Here is a 24,588-nt window from a genome sequence, read left to right as displayed (position 1 = left end):
AAATACCCTTAAAATTCAGCATTTTGGGGTGTTCTTGGGAAAGGAATAACATCCCTAATATTCCCCATTCCCGTAGCGAAAAGTACAAGTCGTTCAAAGCCCAATCCAAAACCACTGTGCACGGCAGTACCGAATTTTCTAAGATCTAAATACCACCAAAGTTCTTCCTCGGGAATATTCAATGCGTCCATTTTTTTGGTAAGGACGTCCAACCGTTCTTCACGCTGAGAACCACCAACAATTTCACCTATCCCTGGAAAAAGTATATCCATAGCACGTACCGTTTTTCCATCTTCGTTCAATCGCATATAAAAAGCCTTGATTTTTGCCGGATAATCGAAAAGGATTACAGGACATTTAAAATGCTTTTCCACCAAGTATCTTTCGTGTTCGCTTTGGAGATCTGCACCCCATTCATTTATGGGATATTGAAATTTTTTCTTTTTGTTCGGTTTGCTGTTTCTTAAAATTTCAATGGCCTCGGTATAGGTGACCCGTTTAAAGTTATTATCGGTTATAAATTTCAATTTTTCAATAAGCGGCATCTCACTTCTTTCAGCTTGAGGTTTTGTTTTTTCTTCGTCCAATAATCGTTTCTCCAAAAACAAAAGGTCATCCTCACAATTTTCAAGTACATATTTAAGAACCTCCTTGATGAAATCTTCTGCCAAATCCATATTGGCGTCCAAATCGAAGAAGGCCATTTCGGGCTCAATCATCCAGAATTCTGCCAAATGGCGCGAAGTATTCGAGTTTTCCGCTCTAAAAGTAGGTCCAAAAGTATAAACTTTGCCCAAAGCCATAGCGTATGCCTCAGCTTCCAATTGCCCGGAAACCGTAAGATTGGTTTCCTTGCCAAAAAAATCTTCCTTAAAGTTGACCTCCCCTTGTTCGTCTAAGGGAGGTTTCTTTTCGTCAAGCGTAGTAACACGAAACATCTCCCCGGCTCCCTCGGCATCAGAACCGGTAATAATTGGTGCATGGAAATAATAGAATCCATTATTTCTAAAATATTGATGAATTGCAAAAGACAATGCTGACCTCACACGCATTACAGCCGAAAAGGTATTGGTCCTAACACGTAAGTGAGCCTTTTCCCTTAAGAATTCCAAGGAATGTTTCTTGGGCTGGATAGGATAAACCTCAGGATCTGCCCCACCATGAACGAATATGTCTTTTACCTGGATCTCATAACTTTGTCCTTTACCCAGACTTTCTACCAAGGTGCCTGAAATTCTTAAAGCAGCACCTGTATTTATTTGTTTTAAAATAGTATCATCGATTTTTTCAAAATCTACAACACACTGGATGTTATTAAGAGTGGAGCCATCATTGAGGGCGATAAATCGATTGCTTCTAAAGGTTTTTACCCATCCATTAATGATTATCTCCTGTAATACTTCCTTTCCTGTAAGTAGTTCTTTGATGCTTACTGATCGCATTATAAATCAATTGAAAATTAAAAGCCAAAGATAGGTTTTTGGCCCAAAAGAATGAATGAAACCTAATTTTAAAAGCTCAAGTTTTACCCAATGCGGTAGATTTAAATTTTATTGGGCCTACCTTGGCTGAAAAAAAATCCCTTGGATATTTCCAAAATTTTTCGACTAATCGTTTTCCTCGTCCTGGGGCAAGATATCTATTTGAGGCTCTTTTAATGTTTTTTTGTTGGCTATACTTTTCTCAAGAGATAACAACAAAGATGGAAGCAAAATTAGATTGGCCAACATGGCAAATAATAGTGTTGCGGAAACCAATGCGCCTAAGGCAACAGTTCCGCCAAAATTTGAAATAACGAACACGGAGAATCCAAAGAATAAAACAATAGAGGTATAGAACATGCTAACACCAGTTTCCCTTAAGGCGGCGTAAACCGATTTTTTAATCTGCCATTTTTTGGAATCCAGCTCCTGTCTATATTTTGCCAAAAAGTGAATCGTATCGTCAACAGAAATACCGAAGGCTATACTAAAGACCAAAATGGTAGAAGGTTTTATAGGAACTCCTATAAACCCCATAATCCCTGCAGTTACAATCAATGGAAGTAGATTAGGGATTAGAGATATGATAATCATTCTAAATGATCGGAAGAGATATGCCATAAACAGCGCAATAAGACCAATAGCAAGCGCAAGGGACATTATGAGGTTTTTAACCAAGTATTTGGTCCCTTTTAGGAATAAAAGGGCGCTACCTGTCATATAAACAGTATATCGTTCTTCTGGGAAAATTTTGTTGATGTTTTCAAGTAGTCTTTCCTCAATTTGTTCCATGCGGCTTGTTTTTACATCCCGCATATAGGTTGTCATTCTGGCCACCTGTCCAGTACTGTCGACAAAGTTTTTCAGTAGGTTACTATCATTTGAGGACTTTCTGGCCACGTCCATAATAAACGTATTTTCTTGGCTAGTGGGTAGCTGATAATATTTAGGGATACCACTATAAAATGCTTGTTTGGAATATTTAACCAGATTAACAACGGAAAGGGGAGGGGACAATTCTGGAATTTCTTCAATAACCTCACCCAAACGATCCATTCTTTTTAAAGTGGCTGTTTTCATCACGCCCCTTGGATTTTTAGTGTCCACAACTATTTCCACGGGCATTATTCCATCAAATTCATTTTCGAAAAATCGGATATCCTCAAAAAATTCTGCTTTCTTGGGCATATCCTCTATTGGACTTCCTGAGATGTCTATTTGATAGATCCCGATTATACTAACCACCAATAAACAGATAGAAACTATGTAAACGGCTATTCTTTTGTTTCGGACTATATTCTCCATCCAATTCACAAAAGCGTCTATCCATTTTTTGTTTAGATGTTTTAAGTGTCTGGTTTTAGGAAGTGAGAGAAAGCTATAAACAATAGGAATAATCAAAAGGGATAATATAAAAATCCCAATGATATTGATTGAAGCCACGATACCAAATTCTTTTAAGAGCTTACTGTCTGTAATAATAAAAGTAGCAAAACCCGATGCCGTTGTAATGTTAGTCATTAAAGTGGCATTACCAATTTTGGAGATGACACGTTGTAGAGAGAGCGCTTGGTTTCCGTGTTTTTTAACTTCTTGTTGGTATTTATTAATTAAAAAAATACAATTTGGAATACCGATTACAATAATAAGAGGAGGAATTAAAGCGGTTAGAACAGTTATCTCGTATTGGAGTAGCCCAAGAATACCGAAGGCCCACATAACTCCAATAATGACCACACACATGGAGATAAAAGTTGCCCTAAAACTTCTAAAGAAAAAGAAAAAAATTATTGAAGTTACACCTAAGGCGGCCAATATAAACTTTCCAATTTCGTCTATAATATTCTGGGAGTTCATAGTCCGTACATAGGGCATTCCTGAAATATGAACATCTAAGTTTGTTTCCTCTTCAAACCTTTCAATTAAATGGCTTAGGTCCTTTAATATGAAATCTTTTCTAACGCTTGTGTTTACAATATCCTTATCCAAATACATAACCGTTCTAACGGTTTTGGATTCCTTATTGTAAATTAAATTTTCGTAAAAAGGTAGGTCGTTAAACAAATGTTGGGTAATACTATCCACCTGAGCCGATGACTCGGGCGTAGTTTTTATTAGTGGACGCATTACAAATTTCTGTAACTCGTTATCTTTTGTAAGCTCCTGTAGGTTATCGGTTGAAAGCACGAAATCTACCTCTGGGAAAGCTCCCAATTGTTTGCTTAATTTGTTCCAACGGTTAAAATTGGAAACTGTGAACAAAGCTGAGTCCCTAATGGCAAAAACCACGGCATTCCCTTCTTCTCCAAATTGACCTAAGAACTTCTGGTATTCAATGTTAACAGGGTGGTAATCTGGTAAAAGGTTTGCTTGAGAGCTTGAGAAGCGCATGTTTTCCCATTGCAATGCAAGAAAGACTGTCATTCCAGCTACCAGTAATAAAATAAGAATTCTGTTCCTTAGTATTATTCTGGCCGTTCTGGCCCAAAATCCTTTGGTAATTTTAGCAACCATACTCTATTTTAGCAGAGTGCAAAGGTAACCAATGTGTATAATTGTACCTAAATTGTAATTAAAGAAAATAGTGCACAAAAAAGCAGCCCTATAAGGCCGCTCTTTTAAATATTATGTAAAAGTAATTAAACCTTCATGATTTCAGCTTCTTTAGCGCTTAGGAAGTCATCTATTTTCTTTACATATTTATCGGTAAGTTCTTGTACGTCAGCAGTTGCATTATTTTCTAGGTCCTCGGAAACTTCCAAATCCTTTATTTCCTTGTTTGCATCTTGCCTAGCGCTTCTAACCCCGACTTTGGCGTGTTCGGCTTCGGCCTTTGCTTGTTTTGTCAATTGGATCCTACGCTCCTCTGTTAAGGGTGGAACGTTGATAATAACTAAATCACCATTGTTCATAGGATTGAATCCTAAATTGGAATTCATAATGGCTTTTTCAATTTCAGGAAGCATTCCCTTTTCCCAAGGTTGTACGGATATAGTTCTACCATCCGGTGTATTTATGTTTGCTACCTGGGAAAGAGGTGTTTGGGAGCCATAGTATTCCACCATTACGGATGAAAGCATAGCAGGACTGGCTTTCCCAGCCCTAATTTTAACAAATGCTTTCTCCAAGTGTGTTATGGCAGCGTCCATAGCTTCTTTAGTGGAGTCTAAAATAAATTGTATTTCTTCGTTCATATCAATATTTTGTATTCAAGAGCATAAATTATACCAAAATCACATGTTTACGGTGGTTCCTATGGCCTCTCCGTCCACTATTTTCAATAGGTTTCCTTTTTTGTTCATATCAAAAACAACAATGGGGAGTTCGTTTTCTTGGCTAAGGGTAAACGCCGTCGTATCCATAACTTTAAGCCCTCTTTGAAGCACATCTTGAAAAGAAATGGTGTCAAATTTTGTGGCATTTTTATCCTTTTCCGGATCGGAGGTATAGATTCCATCTACTCGGGTTCCTTTAAGGATAACATCGGCCTCGATTTCAATGGCACGTAAAACCGCGGCAGAATCCGTTGTAAAGTATGGGTTTCCAGTGCCTCCCCCAAATATCACAACTCTTCCTTTCTCCAAATGTCTCATCGCCCTTCTACGAATGAAAGGTTCGGCAACCTCATTGATTTTAATGGCCGATTGTAAACGTGTTTGTACGTTCTTCATTTCTAATGCACTTTGCAGTGCTAATCCATTTATTACAGTAGCAAGCATGCCCATATGGTCGCCTTGCACCCGATCCATGCCGGTAGCGGCACCTGCTAGACCTCGAAAAATATTACCTCCTCCGATTACGATAGCCACTTGGATTCCTTTATCAACAACTTTTTTAATCTCATCGGCATATTCATCCAATCTTTTGGGGTCTATTCCATATTGTTTATCCCCCATTAAGGCCTCACCGCTAAGTTTTAAAAGAATCCGTTTGTATTGCATCGTTTTATTTATTTCAAAGCAAAAATAATGAAAAAATTCTATGGAGGACAAAGACAAATATGTGCTCCCAAAACTTAATTATTTACTAATTCTTAGGTCATTCATTTTTATTTTTGATATCCTTGCGGAGTTTATTGTTTAAGTTCAATACATAACTAAGAGATAAATGAAAAAGATTTTTTTATACATAACTACGGCCTTACTTTTTTACAGCTGTGGCTCTACAAAGCAGTTGATTGCTATAGATAAAACCCCAGTGCTCGTAAATTTAAATTTGGTCAATATAGCGGATGACAAAGTGAATGTACTAATTGATCCCGGGGCGTTTAGAGCAGATATGGTTTCTTTTAGGATACCTAAAACAGTTCCAGGTACGTATAGTAGTGATGACTACGGAAAATATGTTGAGGAATTTGTAGCCTATGATTATTCTGGAAACATCATGGAAGTTGAAAAACCGGATATAAATACATGGAGTATTTCGAAGGCAAAGGATTTGGACAAGATAAGTTATCGAGTGAACGATACTTATGATACTGAAAATGAGGTTGGAGAAGCTGTTTTTTCTCCAGCAGGGACCAATATATTGAAAGGCTCAAATTATATGCTTAATCTACATGGATTTGTCGGTTATTTTGATGGGTTTAAGGAAATCCCTTATCAGCTGACTATACTAAGGCCAGAAGACCTTAAAGCGGCTACTTCATTGTCAAAAGCAGCTTTGGAGACCGTGAATAATGAAGATGTATTTATGGCAAATAGATACTTTGAGGTCATAGACAATCCAATTTTTTACACAAAGCCAAACCAAGAGTCTTTTGAAGTAGGTAGTATTGAGGTTACCTTGAGTGTGTATTCTCCTAATGGAATATATAAGGCCTCTGATTTAAGAGAGCGAATGCTGAGCATGATGAGTGCGCAGAAAGCTTTTTTAGGAGATATAGATTCGACTACCGAATATAATATTTTGCTTTACCTCTCAACTTTGGAAGATACGGATGCTACTGGTTTTGGGGCTTTGGAACACCATACCTCTACGGTTGTGGTATTGCCAGAGGCGTTACCAAAGGAAAGGTTGGAGCAAGCAATGGTTGATGTGGTTTCCCATGAGTTTTTTCATATAGTCACTCCCTTATCCGTTCATTCCAAGGAGATTCATTATTTTGATTTTAATGCCCCAAAAATGTCACAGCATTTGTGGATGTATGAAGGGACTACAGAGTATTTTGCAAATCTGTTTCAAGTCCACGAAGGTTTGATTAACGAAGAAGAGTTTTTTGAACGTATGAGGAAGAAAATAGGTAACGCTAAAGGTTATGACGATGCTATGTCCTTTACTATTATGAGCGAGAACATATTGGAGCAGCCCTATGAAAGCAATTATGCCAATGTTTATGAAAAAGGGGCGTTGATCAATATGGCTCTGGATATCTTGATTAGGGAAAAAAGCAAGGGTGAAAAGGGGGTTCTTTGGTTAATGAAAGAGTTGTCCAAAAAATATGGGGTGGATTCGCCCTTTAACGATGAAGAGTTAATAGATGAAATAGTGGACTTGACGTACCCTGAGGTCAGGAGCTTTTTTGATCAGCATGTAATTGGAGATACACCAATTGATTATGAGGCCTTTTTGGAGAAGGTAGGTTTGACCATGAAAAAAGTAGAGGAGCAAACAGGTTATTTTTTACAGGGCGAGATACCTTTTATCGATGTTGACCAAGATAATGAAAATGCCATATTTGTTCGAGAAGGAATTGACTTAAATAGCTTTTTTACGAGTTTGAAGTTACAAGGCGGTGATGTAATCAAAAGTATAAATGGAGTGGATATAAATTTGGAAACGATGAGACCCATTATAGGACAGAGTTTTGCATGGAGCCCCGATACCTTAATTAAAATGGAGATTATACGCGATGGTATAGTTATGGAAATTGAAGGCCCGGTGGGAAGACCTACAATTGAGGTTAATAAGATAACTCCACTTGAAAACGTGTCCGAAGCAGTTACTAACCTGAGGGATGATTGGTTAAAAAATTAGCCTTTGTCGTCTTGTAAAAAAATAAAAATGCCAAGTAATACTTACTTGGCATTTTTTATAGTATAAAATTGAGTTAGAATTATCCTAAAGCAACTCTTTTAAATCCTGTTACTTCCAATTCTGAATCTACGGACTTAACATATTGCGCAACACTTTGTTTGCTGTCCTTGATAAAATCTTGATTTACCAATGTATTGTCCTTAAAGAATCTTTTCAATTTACCTTTAGCGATATTATCTAGCATGGCTTCAGGTTTTCCTTCTTGGCGTAGTTGATCTTTGGCAATCTCAATTTCTTTATCGATAACAGATTGATCTACTCCGTCTTCATTTAAGGCCACAGGATTCATTGCAGCTGCCTGCATAGCAACATCCTTTGCAGCTGTCTCAGCACCATCTACTGCAGCGGATAAACCAGTTAAAACAGCAATTTTGTTACCGGCATGGATGTAAGATCCAACGAATGGCGCGTTCAACTTCTCAAAACCACCTATTTCAATTTTCTCACCAATAACACCGGTTTGCTCGGTTAGTTTATCCTGAACGGACATTCCGTTAAAGTCGGCAGCTAAAAAGGAATCCTTACTGTCATACCCTAGGGCTAAGTCCGCCAATTCATTGGCCAAAGTGACAAACGTATCATTCTTGGCAACGAAGTCTGTTTCACAATTAAGGGAAATGATAACGCCACTAGTGTTGTCGTCATTTACTTTTGCGATTGCAGCACCTTCGGAGGAATCTCTGTCCGCTCTTTTTGCGGCAACTTTCTGACCTTTTTTACGTAGAATTTCGATTGCTTTTTCAAAATCACCATCAGCCTCAACCAAGGCTTTTTTGCAATCCATCATTCCAGCACCGGTAGTCTTTCTTAATTTATTTACTTCTGCGGCTGTAATCTTTGCCATTTTCTATATTTTTTGTTCCCTGTAGCAGGGAGGTTTAATTTAATTATTCTTGAAGTGATGTATTATTCAACACCTCCTTTAACACTGTCTTGCCATTCCTTAAGCTCGTCCCATTTACCGTCAGCGGCCATTTTAGCTTGTTTTGGCCAAGAAGTAGGATCTAAATGAGCCATTCTAGAACTGGCCTCCGTCAAGATTTCCTTCATTTTGTCGGCATCAGCTTTTGCAACTTTAGCAAAAGTATTTAAACCGCCGTTAGAAAGTGCTTCAGCGGCCTTTGGACCAACGCCTTCTATCTTGGTTAAATCATCTGAATCGGCAGAATCAGCTTTCTTATCTTCTTTAACAGCTTCCTTAGTAGCCTCAACGTCAACGGTTACGTTTGGAACTTTGTCTACTACAGGTGTTGGCTTTGTATCAACTTTTGCAGGAGTTGGTTCTGGCTTATCTAAAGTTTCTTTCTTTTTAGGAGCTTTTTCTTTTTTACCTTCTGTTGCCTCGGATTTTTCAGATTTACGCTCTGCAAGACCTTCTGCAACGGCATCCGTTACTTGGGTCATAATTATATCAATGGATTTAGAGGCATCGTCATTGGATGGTATTAAGTAATCAACATCTCTTGGGTCAGAGTTGGTGTCGACCATGGCAAAAATTGGAATGTTCAATTTTTGAGCTTCTTTTACAGCGATGTGCTCTCTCATGGTATCAACGATGAATAAAGCACCTGGCAAACGAGTCATTTCAGAAATAGAACCTAAGTTCTTTTCCAACTTCGCTCTTAAACGATCTACTTGTAGACGTTCTTTTTTGGATAAGGTATTGAATGTTCCATCCTTCTTCATCCTATCAATGGAAGCCATTTTCTTAACGGCTTTACGGATAGTTACGAAGTTGGTCAACATTCCTCCAGGCCATCTTTCTGTAATGTATGGCATGTTTACGTTCGATGCCTTTTCGGCAACGATATCCTTTGCCTGTTTTTTAGTGGCAACAAAAAGAATTTTTCTTCCAGATGCAGCAATTTTGCTCAAGGCTTCGTTCGCCTCGTCCATTTTTGCAACTGTTTTGTAAAGATTGATTACGTGAATACCATTACGCTCCATGTAGATATAAGGAGCCATGTTTGGATTCCACTTTCTGGTTAGGTGGCCAAAATGCACACCTGCTTCTAATAATTGTTTTACTTCGACTTTCGCCATTTTAAATTTAGTTTACGTTCTTTTGAATTAGCAATGACAAAGTGGTATTTCGAAAAACGAAAAGCCTCCATCATTTAGATGCTAAACTAATTTACCTTTCACTATACAATAGAAAAGGATTTTTAAGTGTCCATTATAATTGGACTTTCAATGAACTTGTTAGAAAATATACCGGAATTGCACCGGAAAAAATAAATATAAATAAGCATCCGCCATGAGACGGATGCTTTGAAAATTCTTTGATTAACGCTTGGAGAACTGGAATTTTTTACGGGCTTTCTTCTGACCGAATTTCTTACGTTCTACCATTCTAGGATCCCTAGTTAATAAACCTTCTGGTTTTAGGGTTGCTCTGTTTTCAATATCCACTTCGCACATGGCTCTGGAAATGGCCAATCTAATTGCTTCGGCCTGTCCAGTTATACCACCACCAAATACATTGACCTTTACATTGTAGTTGTCCGTAGTATCAGTAAGTGTAAATGGCTGCTTAACTTTATACTGTAAAGTGGCAGTTGGGAAATAATCGTTTAAATCCTTATTGTTAATAGTGATTGCACCATCTCCTTGAGAAAGATATATTCTGGCAACAGCAGTTTTTCTTCTACCTATTTTATGAATTATTTCCATTATTTAAGATCTTTTAAATTTACCGCAGTAGGTTTTTGAGCTTCTTGACCATGTTCTGAACCAGCATAAACCTTAAGGTTTCTGAAAAGGTCCGCACCTAGTCTATTTTTTGGAAGCATTCCCTTGATGGCTTTTTCTACAATTGAAGCAGGGTTTTTTTCCAACAATTCCATTGCGGAAGTAAAACGCTGTCCACCTGGATAACCAGTATAGCGCTCATACGTTTTATCTAACCATTTATTGCCGCTCAAGGTAATTTTTTCAGCATTGATAACAACTACATTGTCACCGCAATCAACATGTGGGGTAAAACTTGGTTTGTGTTTGCCTCTCAATAAATTAGCCACTTTAGAGGATAAACGCCCTAGCGTTTCTCCTTCGGCATCTACCAACAACCACTCTTTGTTTACGGTTGATTTATTGGCGGATATGGTTTTATAACTTAGTGTATCCACTGCTACTGTTTTTTAACTATTATTCTATTCAATCCCGTGAAATGGGCTGCAAATGTACAACTATAAACTTGAATTGCAAATACTTGTTTCTAATTATTTTTAGTTTTTTTCATTTCCATTATTTGACCAAGATGAAGCCATAATTATTTGCCTTAATGGTGTTAAAAAAAGACTAAAATACCCATCACTATGTAACACCTACATTATTTTTAGGTCATTCAATCAAATCAACGATCAAACATGTTAAACCAATTACGATTGGTATCAATTTCTTTATTGATATCAGTTAGTGTGTATTCCCAAAGTGACTCCACTGCCATTCCTAAAAGAACATATAAAACTAAAGTGTTGCCTTCTGGTGAACTTTTGGAAATTGACGGCCTTTTAAATGAGAAGGCTTGGGAGGTTGTACCTTGGGAAGGGGATTTTACCGTTTTCGACCCCAACAACGGAGAAGTACCCAGTCAACCAACAAAATTTAAAATAACCTACGATGCCAAGTTTCTGTATGTTGGTGTAAGATGTTTTGACAGTGTTCCGGCTAACATAGAAAGGAGGTTGGCCAGACGCGATAACTTTGCTGGAGATTGGATAGAGTTAAATATTGATAGTTATAATGATAAACGAACGGGGTTCTCTTTCAATGTATCCGCTGCTGGGGTAAAGGGTGATGAGTTCATTTCGCAAAATGGCAATAATTGGGATGCAAGTTGGAACCCTATTTGGTATACAGCGACCAACATTGATGAATTGGGTTGGACAGCCGAAATGAAAATTCCATTTAGTCAATTGAAATTTGGAAAAAAGGAGGAGCAAATATGGGGTTTACAGTTAAACCGAAGGTTTTTTAGGGCCGAGGAACGATCTTTATGGCAACCAATGCTGCGTGGTGCTCCCGGTTGGGTAAGTGAGTTTGGGATTTTAAGGGGGTTATTTAATATACAACCACAGAAACAATTGGAAATTCAGCCTTTTGTGGTAAACCAATTGGATACCTATCCTTCCGAAGCAAGGAACCCCTTTAGGGATGGAAGTGATTTTAGGTTTAACGGCGGACTGGATGCTAAGATCGGAATAACTAACGATTTGACCTTGGACCTTACCGTTAACCCAGATTTTGGACAGGTAGACGCCGATCCCGGGGCAATAGCCCTGGACGGTTTTCAAATATTTTTTGAAGAAAGAAGACCTTTCTTTATTGAGAACAAGAATATTTTTGATTATGAATTTGCCGATGGTAATGATAACCTTTTCTATAGTAGACGAATCGGTAGAAGTCCTCAAGGTTTTGTGGTGGATGAAGATGCGGAATTTATCGATCATCCAAAAAACTCAACGATTTTGGGCGCTGCTAAATTTTCTGGAAAAACAAAGAATGGTTGGTCCTTAGGTCTTTTAGAAAGTGTAACGGGAAACATGTTTGCCGAAGTGTTGGATACTCTTGGAAACGGAAGAGAGGAACTGGTGGAACCTTTGACCAATTATTTAGTCGGTAGGGTACAAAAGGATTTTAATGAAAGAAACTCTTATGTTGGAGGCATATTCACCGCCACCAACAGAAACCTTCCCGATAATCTTTCTTTTTTGAGAAAATCTGCATATTCCGGCGGTTTGGATTTTAGACATAACTGGAAAGAAAGGCAGTATTATTTAGAAGGTAATTTTGTGGGAAGCCACATTATGGGCAGTAAAGTGGCAATAACGGATACACAAAGGAGCATAACACATTTATTTCAACGGGTAGATGCTGATCATGTCAACGTGGACACCACAAGAACCTCGCTTACAGGAACAGGCGGTAAGTTAGAATTGGGTAAAGCAGGAGGTGGAAGCTGGCGATATAATGGCGGGGTTATTTGGCGTTCCCCGGAGTTAGAATTAAATGATGTAGGGTTCTTAAGACAAGCCGATGAAATAAAGCAATACGCAAGTATTCGGAGATTGTTTTTAAAACCTACAGGTTTTTACAGGACGGCGCAGGTAGGTTTGGAGCAATTCACTACCTATGACTTTCAAGGAAACTACAATAGGGTACAATATGAGTTCCAAGGTTTTATTAATTACAAAAATAACTGGTGGACGGAAGCGGGAGCCGCGCACAAACCAAGAATATTCTCAAACACGGTTTTAAGGGGAGGCCCCAGATGGCAGTGGTCCGAAGAAAATTTTTGGTTCTTGTTTTTTGGTTCTGATCGAAGAAAAAAATTCAATTTTACCTTGGGTTATGTAAACAGCCAGGCTGCGGAAGATAATTTTTCCTTAAAGCGCTATGTGTTCAGATGCAATTATCAACCGTTTGATGCTTTTAGTCTCTCGATTTCCTCGGAATACGAGGAGAATCCGAACAAAACGCAATATGTATCGGAGAGTTCCTTTAATGGCACCGCAAGATATATAACTGCCAATATAGACCAGCGTACATTCAATACCGCAATTCGTTTTAACTATAGTTTAAACCCTAATCTTTCTATCCAGTATTACGGAGAACCGTTTATATCTCGAGGGACTTATACGGATTTCAATTATGTGAATAATTCAATAGCAGAAAAATTAGACGAAAGGATTACATTATATTCGGATTCCCAAATATCCAAATCGCAGGAAACCGGTTCCTATCTGATAGACGAAAATTTGAACGGAAATACGGATTATGAAATTGCTGACCCCGACTTTTCATTTGTACAGTTCCGCTCAAATTTGGTAATGCGATGGGAATATATACCCGGCTCGGAAATATTCTTGGTTTGGTCTCAAGGTGTTGTCGGATTTGGAGACCCCACCGAAACCTTGGGAAGAAACTTGGATAACCAGATTCTAGGTCAGAAAAAGGATAATACCTTTTTATTAAAGGCCACATATCGCTTTATACTTTAATAATTACAGACCAAAGAAGAGAAAAGGAAATATTATTAGGTTTCTTTCGTTCTATAGTTTTGGTAACCAAATCTATAGTAATTATGAAAAAAAGTGTTTTTAGCTTCCTTATAATGTTTTCATTGTTGATTTCATGTAGCTCGGATAAAGGTGATGAGCCCAATATTGATTCTTCGGTAAATATAGTGGGCACCTGGGACGCTACGGAGCTACAAATAGACGAATCCACAGCCAATGATGATGCTTTATTTGCCAGAGAAATTCTGGCCCATCTTACGGATAAGGATTGCTATATTATAACCTTGCAATTTAATGCGGATATGACCGCTTCAGCAATTAATTCTGCGAATTTCATTGAAATAAATGCCACTCAAACGGGGTTGGACATTCCATGTCCGACACAATCGGATACGGAGACCAGTACATATTCCTACGAAGGTAATGTGGTAAGCTTTGTGGATGCCAATGGGGATACCGTAGCCGTAGACGTTACAATTAATGGAGATGTAATGACCGTAAATGCCGCCGATTTACAAATCCCTGAATTTAATGAAAGTGGGCAGCTTATTTTCCAGAGAAGATAATTACAATCTTAAATAATATTCAAAGCAAACCTTCAATGTTACATTGAAGGTTTTTGTTTTTTAACCGATATTCTCAATTCTCTTTATTTTTAACATTTAACTTACCAGTTTAGTGGTTTTTTACTCCTATTTTTAAAAATGATATTAACCAATGGGGTGTTATTTTTTCTCCAAGTTACCAGGTCTCATTTGTCCTATTTTTTTGTGCTTCAATTTTTTTACTTCCTTAATTTCAATCGCTCAAGTCCTAAATTAAAAACCATCGATGTATTTCTTTTTAGTTTTATCGGGCGTCACTATAAAAATTGTATTTATCTTTCTCAATTCTTGGTCCTTTCTTGGGTAAATGAAAAATATAATACTTCTAATCGGCCAATACAATGGTCTCAATAAAAAAAGTATGAGTTTAAATAAATTTGGACGGTCGGATATTTTATGGCTTAAGGCTGTACTTATAATAATGGCAATGACCTCATTAATAAACGGCTGTATCGAACCGGTAACCCCGGAATACGATTATGAAGATGGTTTAGTATTTATCGAGGGTTTTGCCAATACAATTCCGGGTGCTTCATTTATTTCTATTAATGAATCAGTAACGGAATTTGGTATTAGGGGCCTGAGTTTTATTACTGGCGCCACGGTAAGTGTCGTGAATATGGATACTGGTGCGATGGTAGATTTTGAGGAATCTGAGGATACCTATCTTTCCCCCTCGGATTTCATGGTTGCCCCTGGTGATCGTTGGAAACTTTCCGTAACACTTCCTGATGGTAGAACCTACGAATCTGAACCTGAAGTTGTACTGAATCCTGTTCCAATTAAGGAAGTAGAAATAAACTATATTAAGGAACTCGAATACAGGGAGTCTTTGGATAAGTTTATATCGGGTCATAAGATTGCGGTAAGTTTTGATGATCCCGCAGGGGCGGAAAATAATTACTATTGGAGCTACCGTACCTTTGAGAATCTTGATTATTGTATAAGATGCCAAAATGCAATTTTCAGGAATGGAGCGTGTACTCCTTATGATTTAAGCAATAGAGAGTTGCGTTATTTTGACTATATCTGTGAGACCGATTGTTGGAAAATACGATATCCTGAAGAGGTGAATATTTTTGATGATACGTTTTCTAACGGCAAGGTGGTTTCAAAGTTGGAAGTGGGAACATTGCCCTTGTATTCCAAGGAAAATATGGTCGTAGAAATTCAGCAATTCGCATTAACCCCTGCTGCTTATCAGTACTACAAAATACTAAAGGATATAACGGATAACGCATCCGGTTTTAACGCACCACCTCCTGCGGCCTTGATTGGGAACCTGTTTAATGTGAACGACCCAGATGAATTCGTGCTTGGTAGGTTTACCGCTGCAGCCTCTTCTTTGGCCAATGTTTTTGTAGAAAGGGCGAACATTGAGGAAGCACCTTTGGAATCATTGCAACCATCTACTATTTCAACAGAACCTACTTTAGCTTCGCCGTATCCACCCCCACCAACACAATTGGCCCCATGTGAAGAATCTAGATATAGAACCGCCATAGAACCTGTTGGATGGCAATAAACCAAAAACAACCAATGAAGCAATATATACCAACCAAAGGTCTTTTAGTATTAACATTTTTATTAATTGGATTCTTTTCTAATGCACAAGATTATACCCTTTCCCTGCTTGTTTTAGACGAAAATACAGGTCTTCCCTTGGATAATACTCAAATAGCAATTAATCCTTGTTCATGTGGCGGTATAACCAACGAAGCAGGCCGTTTCTCCATTAAATTGCCCGATGGAAATTACAGTGTGACCATCAATTATATCGGTTTTGCCATTAAAGTGCTTAATGTACAATTGAATGAAAATAAAATTTTAACTACTGAATTAAGTCCCCAAGAGGAGCAGTTGTCAGAAGTTGTGGTCAGGGCAAAACGGATTTTGGATAATTTGGAAACTCCGCAAATGGGGGCCCTTGAACTGAATGCGCAAGAATTAAAAAAAATTCCAGCGGCCATAGGCGAATTTGATGTTTTAAGAGGTATGACATTATTGGCCGGAGTCAATAATGCTGGAGAGCTCAGTAATGGGCTTTCGGTAAGGGGCGGATCTTTAGACCAAAACCTATTGCTCTATGATTACGCTCCGGTTTTCAATCCGACTCATCTTTTTGGTCTGTTTTCTGTCTTTACCCCAGAGGCGGTATCCACAGTAGATTTATATAGGGCAAATATACCGGCGCGATATGGTGGAAGAACTACCTCGGTGTTAGATGTAAAGGTGAAAAATCCTTATACCAACAAGTTTAAATTAAGTGGTGGTGTGGGAATTATTTCAAGTAGATTATCACTGGAAACTCCCATTATACAGGATAAGTTAATGATAAGCGTGGGAGGTAGAGCAGGCTTCACAGATTTCTTGCTGCCATTATTTTCGGAAAGACTTAAAAATACCAAGGCCAATTTCCAGGATGCCACAATGAAATTGTTGTATTTGCCAACCGAGAACGATCAATTATCCTTTACGGGATTTTATACCAAGGATTTCTATCAATTGGACCTAATTACAAAGATTCAGAACATAAATGCCGAGAGTAACCAATACGATTTTAGGACGTTAAACGGTACGCTAAACTGGACCCATAGTTTTAAAAATGATGTTAATCTTAGGACACTTTTTATAGCCAGTGATTATAAACCAAAAACAATCTTTCCAGAACAGGAGAGTGATAATGAAATTGAGTTCACTTCAAGCATTAATTATTTAAGCTTGGTATCGGAATTATCCAATATTGTGAATGATAAGGTCGATTATTATGGGGGGGTCCAAATTAACAAGTATACGATTCAACCGGGTAACCTTGACCCGGGAAATGGTAATAGTATATCAGCTGTGGACCTTGAGCGGGAAAATAGTTATGTCTTTTCTGGGTATGGAAATGTAAATTGGTTGCTGGGAGAAAAATTGAAACTTTCCGCCGGTTTACGCCTTAATCACTTTGTTTTTGTGGGGCCTTATACACAGGGTACTTTCGATGATATTACAGGGGAACTTACAGGGTCTACTTTTTTTGAAAAAGGGGCAGGGGTAAAAACGTATAACAATTTGGAACCAAGAATGGGGCTTAATTATAAACTAGGGGAAGTAACTTCTGTTAAGGCTAGTTATGCCAGATTGAATCAGTATCTACAGAATGTTTATAATTCAACGACCCCCTTACCAACATCTCGATGGAAGACATCAGACCCAAATATTGCTCCCCAATCCAGTGACGCCTTTGGGCTTGGAGTTTATACCGGTGTGGCAGATAATACCATTGAACTTGGAGTTGAAGGGTATTACAGGACGTCTGACAATAATTTAACCTATAAGCCCGGTGCGAATTTCTTTTTACAAGAATTTTTGGAGCGTGACATTGTGCAAGCAGAAGGAAAAGCTTATGGTGTAGAACTTAGCTTTAGAAAACCAAGGGGTAAATTTAATGGATGGTTCAATTATACCTGGTCACGGAGTTTGTTGAGATCACAAAATGAAAAATTGGTGGATCGAGTTAATAATAATCAATGGTATCCATCCGATTTTGATCGACCACATGTTTTTAATGGTACGGTTAATTTTGAGGGTGACCCATATAACACTTGGAGTTTTAACTTCACCGCCCAAACCGGTAGGCCCTATACCGTTGCAAACAGTGTTTTTAAGTTGGAGGATTTAGATGTTCCCATATTCTTGGAGCGAAACAATGCAAGGCTAAGGCCCTATCATAGATTGGACTTTTCTTGGAAGATTTCCTATGGCAAGAATCCCAATAGAAAATGGAAGGGAGATTGGATATTTACCATTTATAATGTGTATAGTAGACGGAATCCATTCAACGTATATTATACCCAGAGACAGGGATTAGAGGATGCCGATATCTTCTTGGGAAGTCCCTTAGGGTCCTATGAACTTTCCGTGCTCAATAGTCCTCTTTTTGCGGTAACCTATAACTTTGTCTTTGACTAAGAACTATTGCTTAAAAAATTTCTTTTGAATACGTTGTTCTTTAGAACGTATGGATATAAGGTAGATACCCGATTTCAAGTTGGCGATGGGAATATTTAAGGCATTGTTTTTAATTTTCCATGTGTAGTTTAAAATAACGTTCCCATAACCATCGGATATTACTATCGCAGCCTTTGTCGAATTATGTAGCCCGAGAATATTGATAACATTGGTTGCGGGATTGGGAAACACCTTAACTTCCTTTGATGCTGTTGGACTGTCATAACTTTTAGGCTGTTGGGAAAACATACTCGTAGCGAGCATAAAGAGCGATATGATAGCTATTTTTTTCATCCGTTGGAATTTCCCAGTTATACATCGAACGCATGTATGATTTAATTTAGTGCCTTCTTAAGAATGTTTAACGTTTATGGACCTAAACCAAATGGTCAAATGGTAAAGTAACTGACCTATGACCTTAAAAGGCGCCGAAAGGTGCCTTAACCTCAAGTATTGAGAACGGAATAAGCTTAGTGGGCCACCAACCAATTTTCTCCCATTCCTAATTCCACATCTAGGGGTACGGCCAAGGTATAGGCATTTTCCATCTCAGATTTAATCAATTTTTTCAACGCTTCCAATTCGGGTTTATAAATATCAAAGACCAATTCATCATGTACCTGCAATAACATCTTGGATTTGTAGCTGCCTTCTTTTAACTTATTGTGGATATTGATCATCGCAATTTTAATAATGTCAGCTGCGCTACCCTGAATAGGTGCATTGACAGCGTTTCTTTCGGCAGCACCCCTAACCACGGCATTACTACCATTAATATCCTTTAAATATCGTCTTCTTCCGAGCACGGTCTGAACATATCCATTTTCTCTGGCAAAATCTACCAGTTCACTCATGTAGTTTCTAAGCTTGGGATAGGTTTTGTAATAGGTATCGATTAGTTCTTTAGATGCTGCCCTGCTTAAATCGGTTTGATTACTTAGACCAAAGGCCGAGACGCCGTAAATAATTCCGAAGTTCACGGTTTTTGCATTACTTCTCTGTTCTCTTGTAACTTCTTCAATGGGAACATTGAATACTTTAGAAGCAGTCGAAGCATGGATATCTTCACCATTTTTAAAGGCTTCAATCATGGTGTCTTCTTCACTTAGGGCCGCGATTATCCTTAGTTCTATTTGGGAATAATCCGCCGCTAATAAGGTGTAATCTTCATTTCTAGGGATAAAGGCCTTACGGACTTGCCTTCCTCGTTCCGTTCTTATGGGGATATTCTGCAGATTGGGGTTGTTACTGCTCAATCGCCCAGTTGCAGCTACCGTTTGCATGTAATCTGTGTGTACTCTTCCTGTGGAAGGCTCAACTTGCTCCGGAAGTGCATCTACATAAGTACTCCGTAGTTTGGTCAGTCCTCTATAATCCAATACATTTTGGATAATTTTATGGTCTTTTGCCAAATAGGACAGCACATCTTCTGCAGTGGAATATTGCCCGGTTTTCGTTTTCTTTGGTTTGTCCACCAACTTCATTTTGTTGAACAGAATTTCCCCAAGTTGCTTTGGAGAGCCAATATTAAATTCTTCCCCGGCATCCTCATAAATTTGTTGTTCTAGACTGGCAATGTCACTTTCCAATGCTTCGGAGAGTGACTTAAGAAAGTCAATATCCAACTTAATTCCTTCAAGCTCCATATCCGCCAAAACCTTTAATAATGGAATTTCAATGTCATTAAATAGCCCATCGGTTTTCGCTTCAGCCAATTCGGGTCTAAAGTGTTGAGCAAGTTGAAAGGTAATATCTGCGTCCTCGACCGCATATTCTGTCTGTTTTTCCAATGGAACTTCACGCATGGAAAGTTGGTTTTTACCTTTTTTTCCAATAAGCTCAGTGATAGAGACAGGAGTATAATTTAAATAGGTCTCCGATAGGACGTCCATATTATGGCGCATATCTGGATTAATGAGATAATGGGCCAACATAGTATCAAAATATTTCCCTTTGACTGTGATGTCGTATTTGTCCAACACCTTAATATCGTACTTGAGATTCTGCCCAATTTTCTCTATTTCTTCGGACTCAAAAAACGGCCTTAATTGTTCGAGGATTTCTTGCGCTTCTTCCTTGTTTTCTGATATTGGAACATAAAACCCCTTGGTGGCTTCCCAAGAAAAAGCAATTCCCACCAACTCGGCCGTCAATGGGTTTAGCCCCGTTGTCTCGGTATCAAAACAGACCGATTTTTGTTTCATTAGGTTTTGGAGGAATAGCTTCATGGCCATTCCAGGGGCAACACTCTGATAGGAATGCGGAATATCATTTATGGTGTTTCTGCTGGAACTGTCCTTAATAGTCGCAGGGGAAGCACCATCCCCACCGAACAAGGAGAATTGACCACTTCCTGCAGAAGAAGCCATTTTTTTGCCGGTCTCGGTATTGGTTACAGGTGTTTGTATCACTTCTTCCTCACCGGAGAATATTTTAATGAACTGATCTTTCAGCCTTCTAAACTCCAGTTCCTCAAATATCTTCTGTACGGCTTCATTGTCTGGTACAGATAGTTCGTAATCTTCTGCATTGAAGGTTACATCGCAATCAATACAAATAGTTGCCAGTTTTTTGGAGAGACGACCTAGTTCTGCATTTTCGATAACCTTTTCTTTCATTTTTCCCTTAAGCTGGTCCGTATTTTCCAATAGGCCTTCCAACGAATCGAACTGTTCAATAAATTTCTTGGCAGTTTTGTCTCCTACTCCTGGTAGCCCGGGAATGTTATCACTTGCATCCCCCATCATTCCCAAATAATCAATGACCTGTTCGGGGCGTTTTACTCCAAATCGTTTTTGGACTTCGGGTATACCCCAGATTTCAATGCCATTGCCCATTCTTGCCGGTCGGTACATAAAGATATTTTCGGAAACCAATTGACCAAAATCTTTATCCGGGGTTACCATAAAAACCTTATAGCCTTCCTTTTCGGCCTGTTTGGAAAGTGTTCCAATGATATCATCGGCTTCCCATCCTTCCAATACTACGGATGGAATGTGCATGGCTTTCAAAATATCCTGTATGTAGGGTATGGCAATCCGGATGGCATCCGGTGTTTCGTCGCGATTTGCCTTATATTCTGGAAACATTTCAGTTCTTTCTACACTGCCTCCCTTATCAAAACAAACGGCCAAGTGATCTGGTTTTTCTCGCTTTATGACATCAAAAAGGGAATTCATAAACCCCATAATTGCTGAGGTATCCATTCCTTTTGAATTGATTCTTGGGTTCTTTATCAATGCATAGTATCCACGAAAAATCAATGCATATGCATCCAATAAAAATAGTCTCTTTTGTTCTGGCATTTTAGAAAATTATAGGTTGAGGTTAAAAGTACAAAGTTTGTTTTGAAAGAATGGTGAGCTTTCTATTTAGGATGTTGATTGGTTCAATATTTTCATTATGATTTTAAATAACTGGCAGAAGGATTATTTATATGACCCTCATCAGTATAGGTTCTATAGGTAAATCCTGGGTGAATGCAATAGGCCCCGGTATCCCCATTTTTATTGATAGCTATAAATCCAATTTGAAAATCCTGTTTATCCTTATTTTTGGCAATTATCCGTTTTACGCCTTCCTCACAGGCTTCTTGGGGCGACTTCCCTTGTCTCATCAATTCTACAATTAGGAAACTCCCCACTGTACGTACCACTTCTTCACCAACACCTGTAGCGGTGGCCCCTCCAATTTCATTATCCACATACAGACCTGCCCCTATAATCGGGGAATCTCCCACGCGCCCCGCCATTTTGTAGGCCATACCGCTGGTTGTGCAGGCTCCTGAGATATCTCCATTTTTATCTATCGCCAACATTCCGATGGTGTCATGGTTTTCTATATTGATTATGGGTTTGTAATTGGATGTTTTTTTCCATTCTTCCCATTCTTTTTTGGATTTTTCGGTCAATAGGTTTTTCTTTTCAAAACCTTGTTCGTACGCGAATTGTTCCGCGCCTTTTCCAACGAGCATGACGTGGGGTGTTTCTTCCATAACCTTGCGGGCTACGGAAATAGGATTGGCTATATTTTGAAGTGCCAACACGGCACCACAGTTTGCATCCTTGTCCATGATACATGCGTCTAGTGTAACATTTCCGTCGCGGTCCGGTCGGCCTCCAGTCCCTACGGTTTGGTTTTCTAAATTATCTTCCTCAACCATGACACCTTGGTGAACGGCATCCAAAGAACTTCCGCCCGCATTAAGAACTTCCCAGGCCTTTGCCGTGGCATTTCCGAAATCCCAAGTACATATGGCTATGGGTATAGTTCCTTTTGCTGCATTTATTGGCCCTTGTTCGTTATTGACTTTCGGAGTACTTGAAGCTATGACGGGTGTAGTTAAAATGCCTGCCGTAAGGGCGCCGGAATTTTTAATGAACTTTCTTCTTTTCATGGTTGTGGTTCTTTACTTTTAGGAAATCTAAATATAAGAATATGCTTGTAGAAGTTTGTGCTAATTCCTTGGAATCTGCCCTAAATGCGGAGCGAGGAGGTGCAGATAGAATTGAACTCTGCTCGGAGTTGGCCGTCGGGGGAATTACGCCTTCTTATGGCCTTTTAAAGATGGTAAAGAAGCATGTTTCCATACCAGTTCACGTATTAATCCGACCAAGGAGTGGAGATTTCACCTATTCCGATTTGGAGTTTGATATTATGAAGGAGAATATTAAACTATGCAAGGAATTGGGTTTTCAAGGTATTGTTTCTGGAATACTAAAGAAGGATTATACCCTAGACGAAGAAAGGACCAAGTCCTTGATTGACGCTTCCAACGATATGAAGTTTACCTTTCATAGAGCCTTTGATTGGGTTAAGACACCCCTGGAAACACTATCAAGATTGGAATTATTGGGAGCTCATTGCGTTTTGACTTCCGGTCAAAAGAAAACAGCTATAGAGGGGTTCGATTTTTTAAAAGAGTTAAAAGAAAGTGCTCAGAATATAATGGTCATGCCCGGTTCCGGCATCAACGATGGCAATGTAAAACTGTTTAAGGAACAAGGTTTTAGAGCAGTACATTTGTCGGGAACTAAATTCCATAAAAGTTTAAGAATTGCACCCCCAATTTCAATGAACTCCGTTTCTTTTTTAAACGACGATAAAATTGGGACTTCACACTTGGAGACCATTCAAGCTGTGGTAAATAAGGTTAAATAAAAACCAAATGGACCGCTTTCTAAATTCTCATAAAATATCTTTGTAAAAAAGGGAAACATGCTTCGCTGGATCATTTTTGTATTGATATACCTAGGTTTAAGTTTTTATATTGTTCAGGCGCTAAGAACATTGTTTAGACAGCCTTGGGTCTATATTATTTATGTTCTGCTTTCTTTGGCAGTATTGGTGAACTTTATTTATCAATTTACGGCAGGGGAGGAGGCCGGTCGAGTGTTAAGTAGACCAAAAAGTTATGCTTTTGGTTTTTTGTTAACCATGCTTTCCTTTAAATTGGTCATTATTCTTTTCCTTTTTTCCGAGGATATTTTCAGAATCCTTTCAGGAACCTATCAAAAGTTATTTGGAGAATCCAAGGAATTTAGTCTGCCTCAACGAAGGCGTTTCTTAGGAATGATTGCTTTGGGTATCGCCGCTTTGCCTTTTGGTGCCTTACTTTATGGTATGTACAAGGGGAAGTATAATTTTAAGGTTTTAAAGTACACCTTGGAATATGATGATCTACCAGAGAGTTTTGACGGATATCAAATAACACAAATATCTGATATACATAGCGGAAGTTTTGATAATCGTAAAAAGATTGAATATGGCGTAAGCCTAATTAACAAGCAGAAAAGCGACCTTTTATTATTTACCGGTGACATGGTAAACAATAAGACAGAGGAAATGTTGCCATGGGCTGATCTTTTTAGCACCCTAAACGCCAGGGACGGTAAATTTTCCGTTTTGGGAAACCATGATTATGGGGATTATATTGATTGGGAAACCGAGGAACTAAAACGTGAAAACCTAGAGGACCTAAAACGATTACAGCGAGATATGGGATTCGATCTGTTATTAAATGAACATAGGTATTTACAAAAAGGTGACGACAGGATTGCCCTTGTGGGTGTAGAAAATTGGGGTAAAGGTGGCTTTAAAAAAGCAGGAGACCTAAAAAAGGCGACCTCTAAAATAGCTGCAGAGGATTTTACTATTTTAATGAGTCACGACCCGTCTCATTGGTCCGAGGAAGTGATTTATGATAAAAAGCATTATCACCTAACCTTAAGCGGACACACCCATGGTATGCAATTTGGTATTGAAATTCCAGGTTGGGTAAAATGGAGCCCCGTAAAATGGCGTTACAAGTATTGGGCTGGAGTTTATAAAGAACTGGGCCAGTTTATCAATGTAAACAGAGGGTTTGGTTTTTTAGGTTATCCAGGAAGGGTAGGTATTTGGCCAGAGATTACTGTGATTACCCTAAAAAAGAAAGCCTTAACATGATTT

18 protein-coding genes are annotated in these 24,588 nt (G+C 38.6%); 7 read left to right on the top strand and 11 right to left on the bottom strand.

The features are described from left to right. Positions 1–8: 8 nt before the first annotated feature. From asnS to pyrH, 4 genes are all read right to left on the bottom strand, one after another. The gene (asnS, locus tag PP182_RS01690) at positions 9–1,442 is read right to left on the bottom strand and encodes an asparagine--tRNA ligase (RefSeq protein WP_272649593.1); all 1,434 of its coding nucleotides are present in this window, start codon (positions 1,440–1,442) and stop codon (positions 9–11) included. Between the two features lie 165 nt (positions 1,443–1,607). Next, on the bottom strand, positions 1,608–3,995 hold the full coding sequence (locus tag PP182_RS01685; RefSeq protein ID WP_272649592.1) for an efflux RND transporter permease subunit: 2,388 nt from the start codon (positions 3,993–3,995) through the stop codon (positions 1,608–1,610). 125 nt (positions 3,996–4,120) lie between these two features. Further along, complete coding sequence (frr, locus tag PP182_RS01680) at positions 4,121–4,675, bottom strand: ribosome recycling factor (RefSeq protein ID WP_272649591.1); 555 nt, start codon at positions 4,673–4,675, stop codon at positions 4,121–4,123. A gap of 39 nt (positions 4,676–4,714) precedes the next feature. Continuing rightward, positions 4,715–5,422, bottom strand: coding sequence for a UMP kinase (gene pyrH, locus PP182_RS01675; RefSeq protein WP_272649590.1), 708 nt, complete (start codon positions 5,420–5,422; stop codon positions 4,715–4,717). A 166-nt stretch (positions 5,423–5,588) separates the two neighbouring features. Between pyrH and PP182_RS01670 the strand changes: the two genes are divergently transcribed. Continuing rightward, positions 5,589–7,457 (top strand): M61 family metallopeptidase, encoded by a 1,869-nt coding sequence (locus PP182_RS01670; protein ID WP_272649589.1) that lies wholly within the window; start codon positions 5,589–5,591, stop codon positions 7,455–7,457. A gap of 79 nt (positions 7,458–7,536) precedes the next feature. On the opposite strand, the gene tsf is transcribed toward PP182_RS01670, so the two are convergent. The 4 genes from tsf to rplM form a co-directional block, all read right to left on the bottom strand. Then, positions 7,537–8,361 carry a translation elongation factor Ts gene (gene tsf / locus PP182_RS01665; protein WP_272649588.1) on the bottom strand — a complete coding sequence of 275 codons (825 nt, stop codon included), beginning with the start codon at positions 8,359–8,361 and terminating at the stop codon, positions 7,537–7,539. A gap of 62 nt (positions 8,362–8,423) precedes the next feature. Further along, a complete protein-coding gene (gene rpsB / locus PP182_RS01660; protein ID WP_272649587.1) occupies positions 8,424–9,560 on the bottom strand; it encodes a 30S ribosomal protein S2 in 1,137 nt (378 codons plus the stop codon). A 243-nt stretch (positions 9,561–9,803) separates the two neighbouring features. After that, positions 9,804–10,190 carry a 30S ribosomal protein S9 gene (gene rpsI / locus PP182_RS01655; RefSeq protein ID WP_272649586.1) on the bottom strand — a complete coding sequence of 129 codons (387 nt, stop codon included), beginning with the start codon at positions 10,188–10,190 and terminating at the stop codon, positions 9,804–9,806. Then, entirely contained in the window at positions 10,190–10,645 is a 456-nt protein-coding gene (rplM, locus tag PP182_RS01650; RefSeq protein ID WP_272649585.1) for a 50S ribosomal protein L13, read from the bottom strand. The genes rpsI and rplM overlap by 1 nt, the downstream gene beginning before the upstream one ends. A gap of 240 nt (positions 10,646–10,885) precedes the next feature. On the opposite strand from rplM, the gene PP182_RS01645 reads away from it, so the two are divergent. From PP182_RS01645 to PP182_RS01630, 4 genes are all read left to right on the top strand, one after another. Next, positions 10,886–13,519 carry a DUF5916 domain-containing protein gene (locus PP182_RS01645; protein ID WP_272649584.1) on the top strand — a complete coding sequence of 878 codons (2,634 nt, stop codon included), beginning with the start codon at positions 10,886–10,888 and terminating at the stop codon, positions 13,517–13,519. An 83-nt stretch (positions 13,520–13,602) separates the two neighbouring features. Beyond that, positions 13,603–14,103: a lipocalin family protein gene (locus tag PP182_RS01640; protein WP_272649583.1), complete on the top strand. Its 501-nt coding sequence runs from the start codon at positions 13,603–13,605 to the stop codon at positions 14,101–14,103. Between the two features lie 400 nt (positions 14,104–14,503). Then, positions 14,504–15,667: a DUF4249 domain-containing protein gene (locus tag PP182_RS01635; protein ID WP_272649582.1), complete on the top strand. Its 1,164-nt coding sequence runs from the start codon at positions 14,504–14,506 to the stop codon at positions 15,665–15,667. Positions 15,668–15,681: 14 nt separating this feature from the next. After that, positions 15,682–18,099: a TonB-dependent receptor gene (locus PP182_RS01630; protein WP_272649581.1), complete on the top strand. Its 2,418-nt coding sequence runs from the start codon at positions 15,682–15,684 to the stop codon at positions 18,097–18,099. 3 nt (positions 18,100–18,102) lie between these two features. On the opposite strand, the gene PP182_RS01625 is transcribed toward PP182_RS01630, so the two are convergent. The 3 genes from PP182_RS01625 to PP182_RS01615 form a co-directional block, all read right to left on the bottom strand. Then, positions 18,103–18,432, bottom strand: coding sequence for a T9SS type A sorting domain-containing protein (locus tag PP182_RS01625; RefSeq protein WP_272649580.1), 330 nt, complete (start codon positions 18,430–18,432; stop codon positions 18,103–18,105). 176 nt (positions 18,433–18,608) lie between these two features. Then, positions 18,609–21,443, bottom strand: coding sequence for a DNA polymerase I (gene polA, locus PP182_RS01620; RefSeq protein WP_272649579.1), 2,835 nt, complete (start codon positions 21,441–21,443; stop codon positions 18,609–18,611). Between the two features lie 95 nt (positions 21,444–21,538). After that, positions 21,539–22,534 carry an isoaspartyl peptidase/L-asparaginase family protein gene (locus PP182_RS01615; RefSeq protein WP_272649578.1) on the bottom strand — a complete coding sequence of 332 codons (996 nt, stop codon included), beginning with the start codon at positions 22,532–22,534 and terminating at the stop codon, positions 21,539–21,541. Between the two features lie 41 nt (positions 22,535–22,575). On the opposite strand from PP182_RS01615, the gene PP182_RS01610 reads away from it, so the two are divergent. Next, complete coding sequence (locus PP182_RS01610; protein WP_272649577.1) at positions 22,576–23,298, top strand: copper homeostasis protein CutC; 723 nt, start codon at positions 22,576–22,578, stop codon at positions 23,296–23,298. 57 nt (positions 23,299–23,355) lie between these two features. After that, positions 23,356–24,585, top strand: a complete 1,230-nt coding sequence (locus PP182_RS01605) for a metallophosphoesterase (protein WP_272649576.1) — start codon at positions 23,356–23,358, stop codon at positions 24,583–24,585. The last annotated feature ends 3 nt before the right edge of the window (positions 24,586–24,588 follow it).

The sequence above is a fragment of the Maribacter sp. PR1 genome, from assembly GCF_028464145.1.
In the GTDB taxonomy this organism is placed as follows: Bacteria; Bacteroidota; Bacteroidia; order Flavobacteriales; family Flavobacteriaceae; genus Maribacter.
Note: the sequence above shows the minus strand (reverse complement) of the source record. Positions and strands in the feature narration are given on the sequence as shown.

Excerpts from the sequence above, each read along its gene's own strand:
- asnS (WP_272649593.1), bottom strand. The coding sequence starts at position 1,442 with ATGCGATCAGTAAGCATCAAAGAACTACTTACAGGAAAGGAAGTATTA.
- PP182_RS01685 (WP_272649592.1), bottom strand. The coding sequence starts at position 3,995 with ATGGTTGCTAAAATTACCAAAGGATTTTGGGCCAGAACGGCCAGAATA.
- frr (WP_272649591.1), bottom strand. The coding sequence starts at position 4,675 with ATGAACGAAGAAATACAATTTATTTTAGACTCCACTAAAGAAGCTATG.
- pyrH (WP_272649590.1), bottom strand. The coding sequence starts at position 5,422 with ATGCAATACAAACGGATTCTTTTAAAACTTAGCGGTGAGGCCTTAATG.
- PP182_RS01670 (WP_272649589.1), top strand. The coding sequence starts at position 5,589 with ATGAAAAAGATTTTTTTATACATAACTACGGCCTTACTTTTTTACAGC.
- tsf (WP_272649588.1), bottom strand. The coding sequence starts at position 8,361 with ATGGCAAAGATTACAGCCGCAGAAGTAAATAAATTAAGAAAGACTACC.
- rpsB (WP_272649587.1), bottom strand. The coding sequence starts at position 9,560 with ATGGCGAAAGTCGAAGTAAAACAATTATTAGAAGCAGGTGTGCATTTT.
- rpsI (WP_272649586.1), bottom strand. The coding sequence starts at position 10,190 with ATGGAAATAATTCATAAAATAGGTAGAAGAAAAACTGCTGTTGCCAGA.
- PP182_RS01645 (WP_272649584.1), top strand. The coding sequence starts at position 10,886 with ATGTTAAACCAATTACGATTGGTATCAATTTCTTTATTGATATCAGTT.
- PP182_RS01640 (WP_272649583.1), top strand. The coding sequence starts at position 13,603 with ATGAAAAAAAGTGTTTTTAGCTTCCTTATAATGTTTTCATTGTTGATT.
- PP182_RS01635 (WP_272649582.1), top strand. The coding sequence starts at position 14,504 with ATGAGTTTAAATAAATTTGGACGGTCGGATATTTTATGGCTTAAGGCT.
- PP182_RS01630 (WP_272649581.1), top strand. The coding sequence starts at position 15,682 with ATGAAGCAATATATACCAACCAAAGGTCTTTTAGTATTAACATTTTTA.
- PP182_RS01625 (WP_272649580.1), bottom strand. The coding sequence starts at position 18,432 with ATGAAAAAAATAGCTATCATATCGCTCTTTATGCTCGCTACGAGTATG.
- polA (WP_272649579.1), bottom strand. The coding sequence starts at position 21,443 with ATGCCAGAACAAAAGAGACTATTTTTATTGGATGCATATGCATTGATT.
- PP182_RS01615 (WP_272649578.1), bottom strand. The coding sequence starts at position 22,534 with ATGAAAAGAAGAAAGTTCATTAAAAATTCCGGCGCCCTTACGGCAGGC.
- PP182_RS01610 (WP_272649577.1), top strand. The coding sequence starts at position 22,576 with ATGCTTGTAGAAGTTTGTGCTAATTCCTTGGAATCTGCCCTAAATGCG.
- PP182_RS01605 (WP_272649576.1), top strand. The coding sequence starts at position 23,356 with ATGCTTCGCTGGATCATTTTTGTATTGATATACCTAGGTTTAAGTTTT.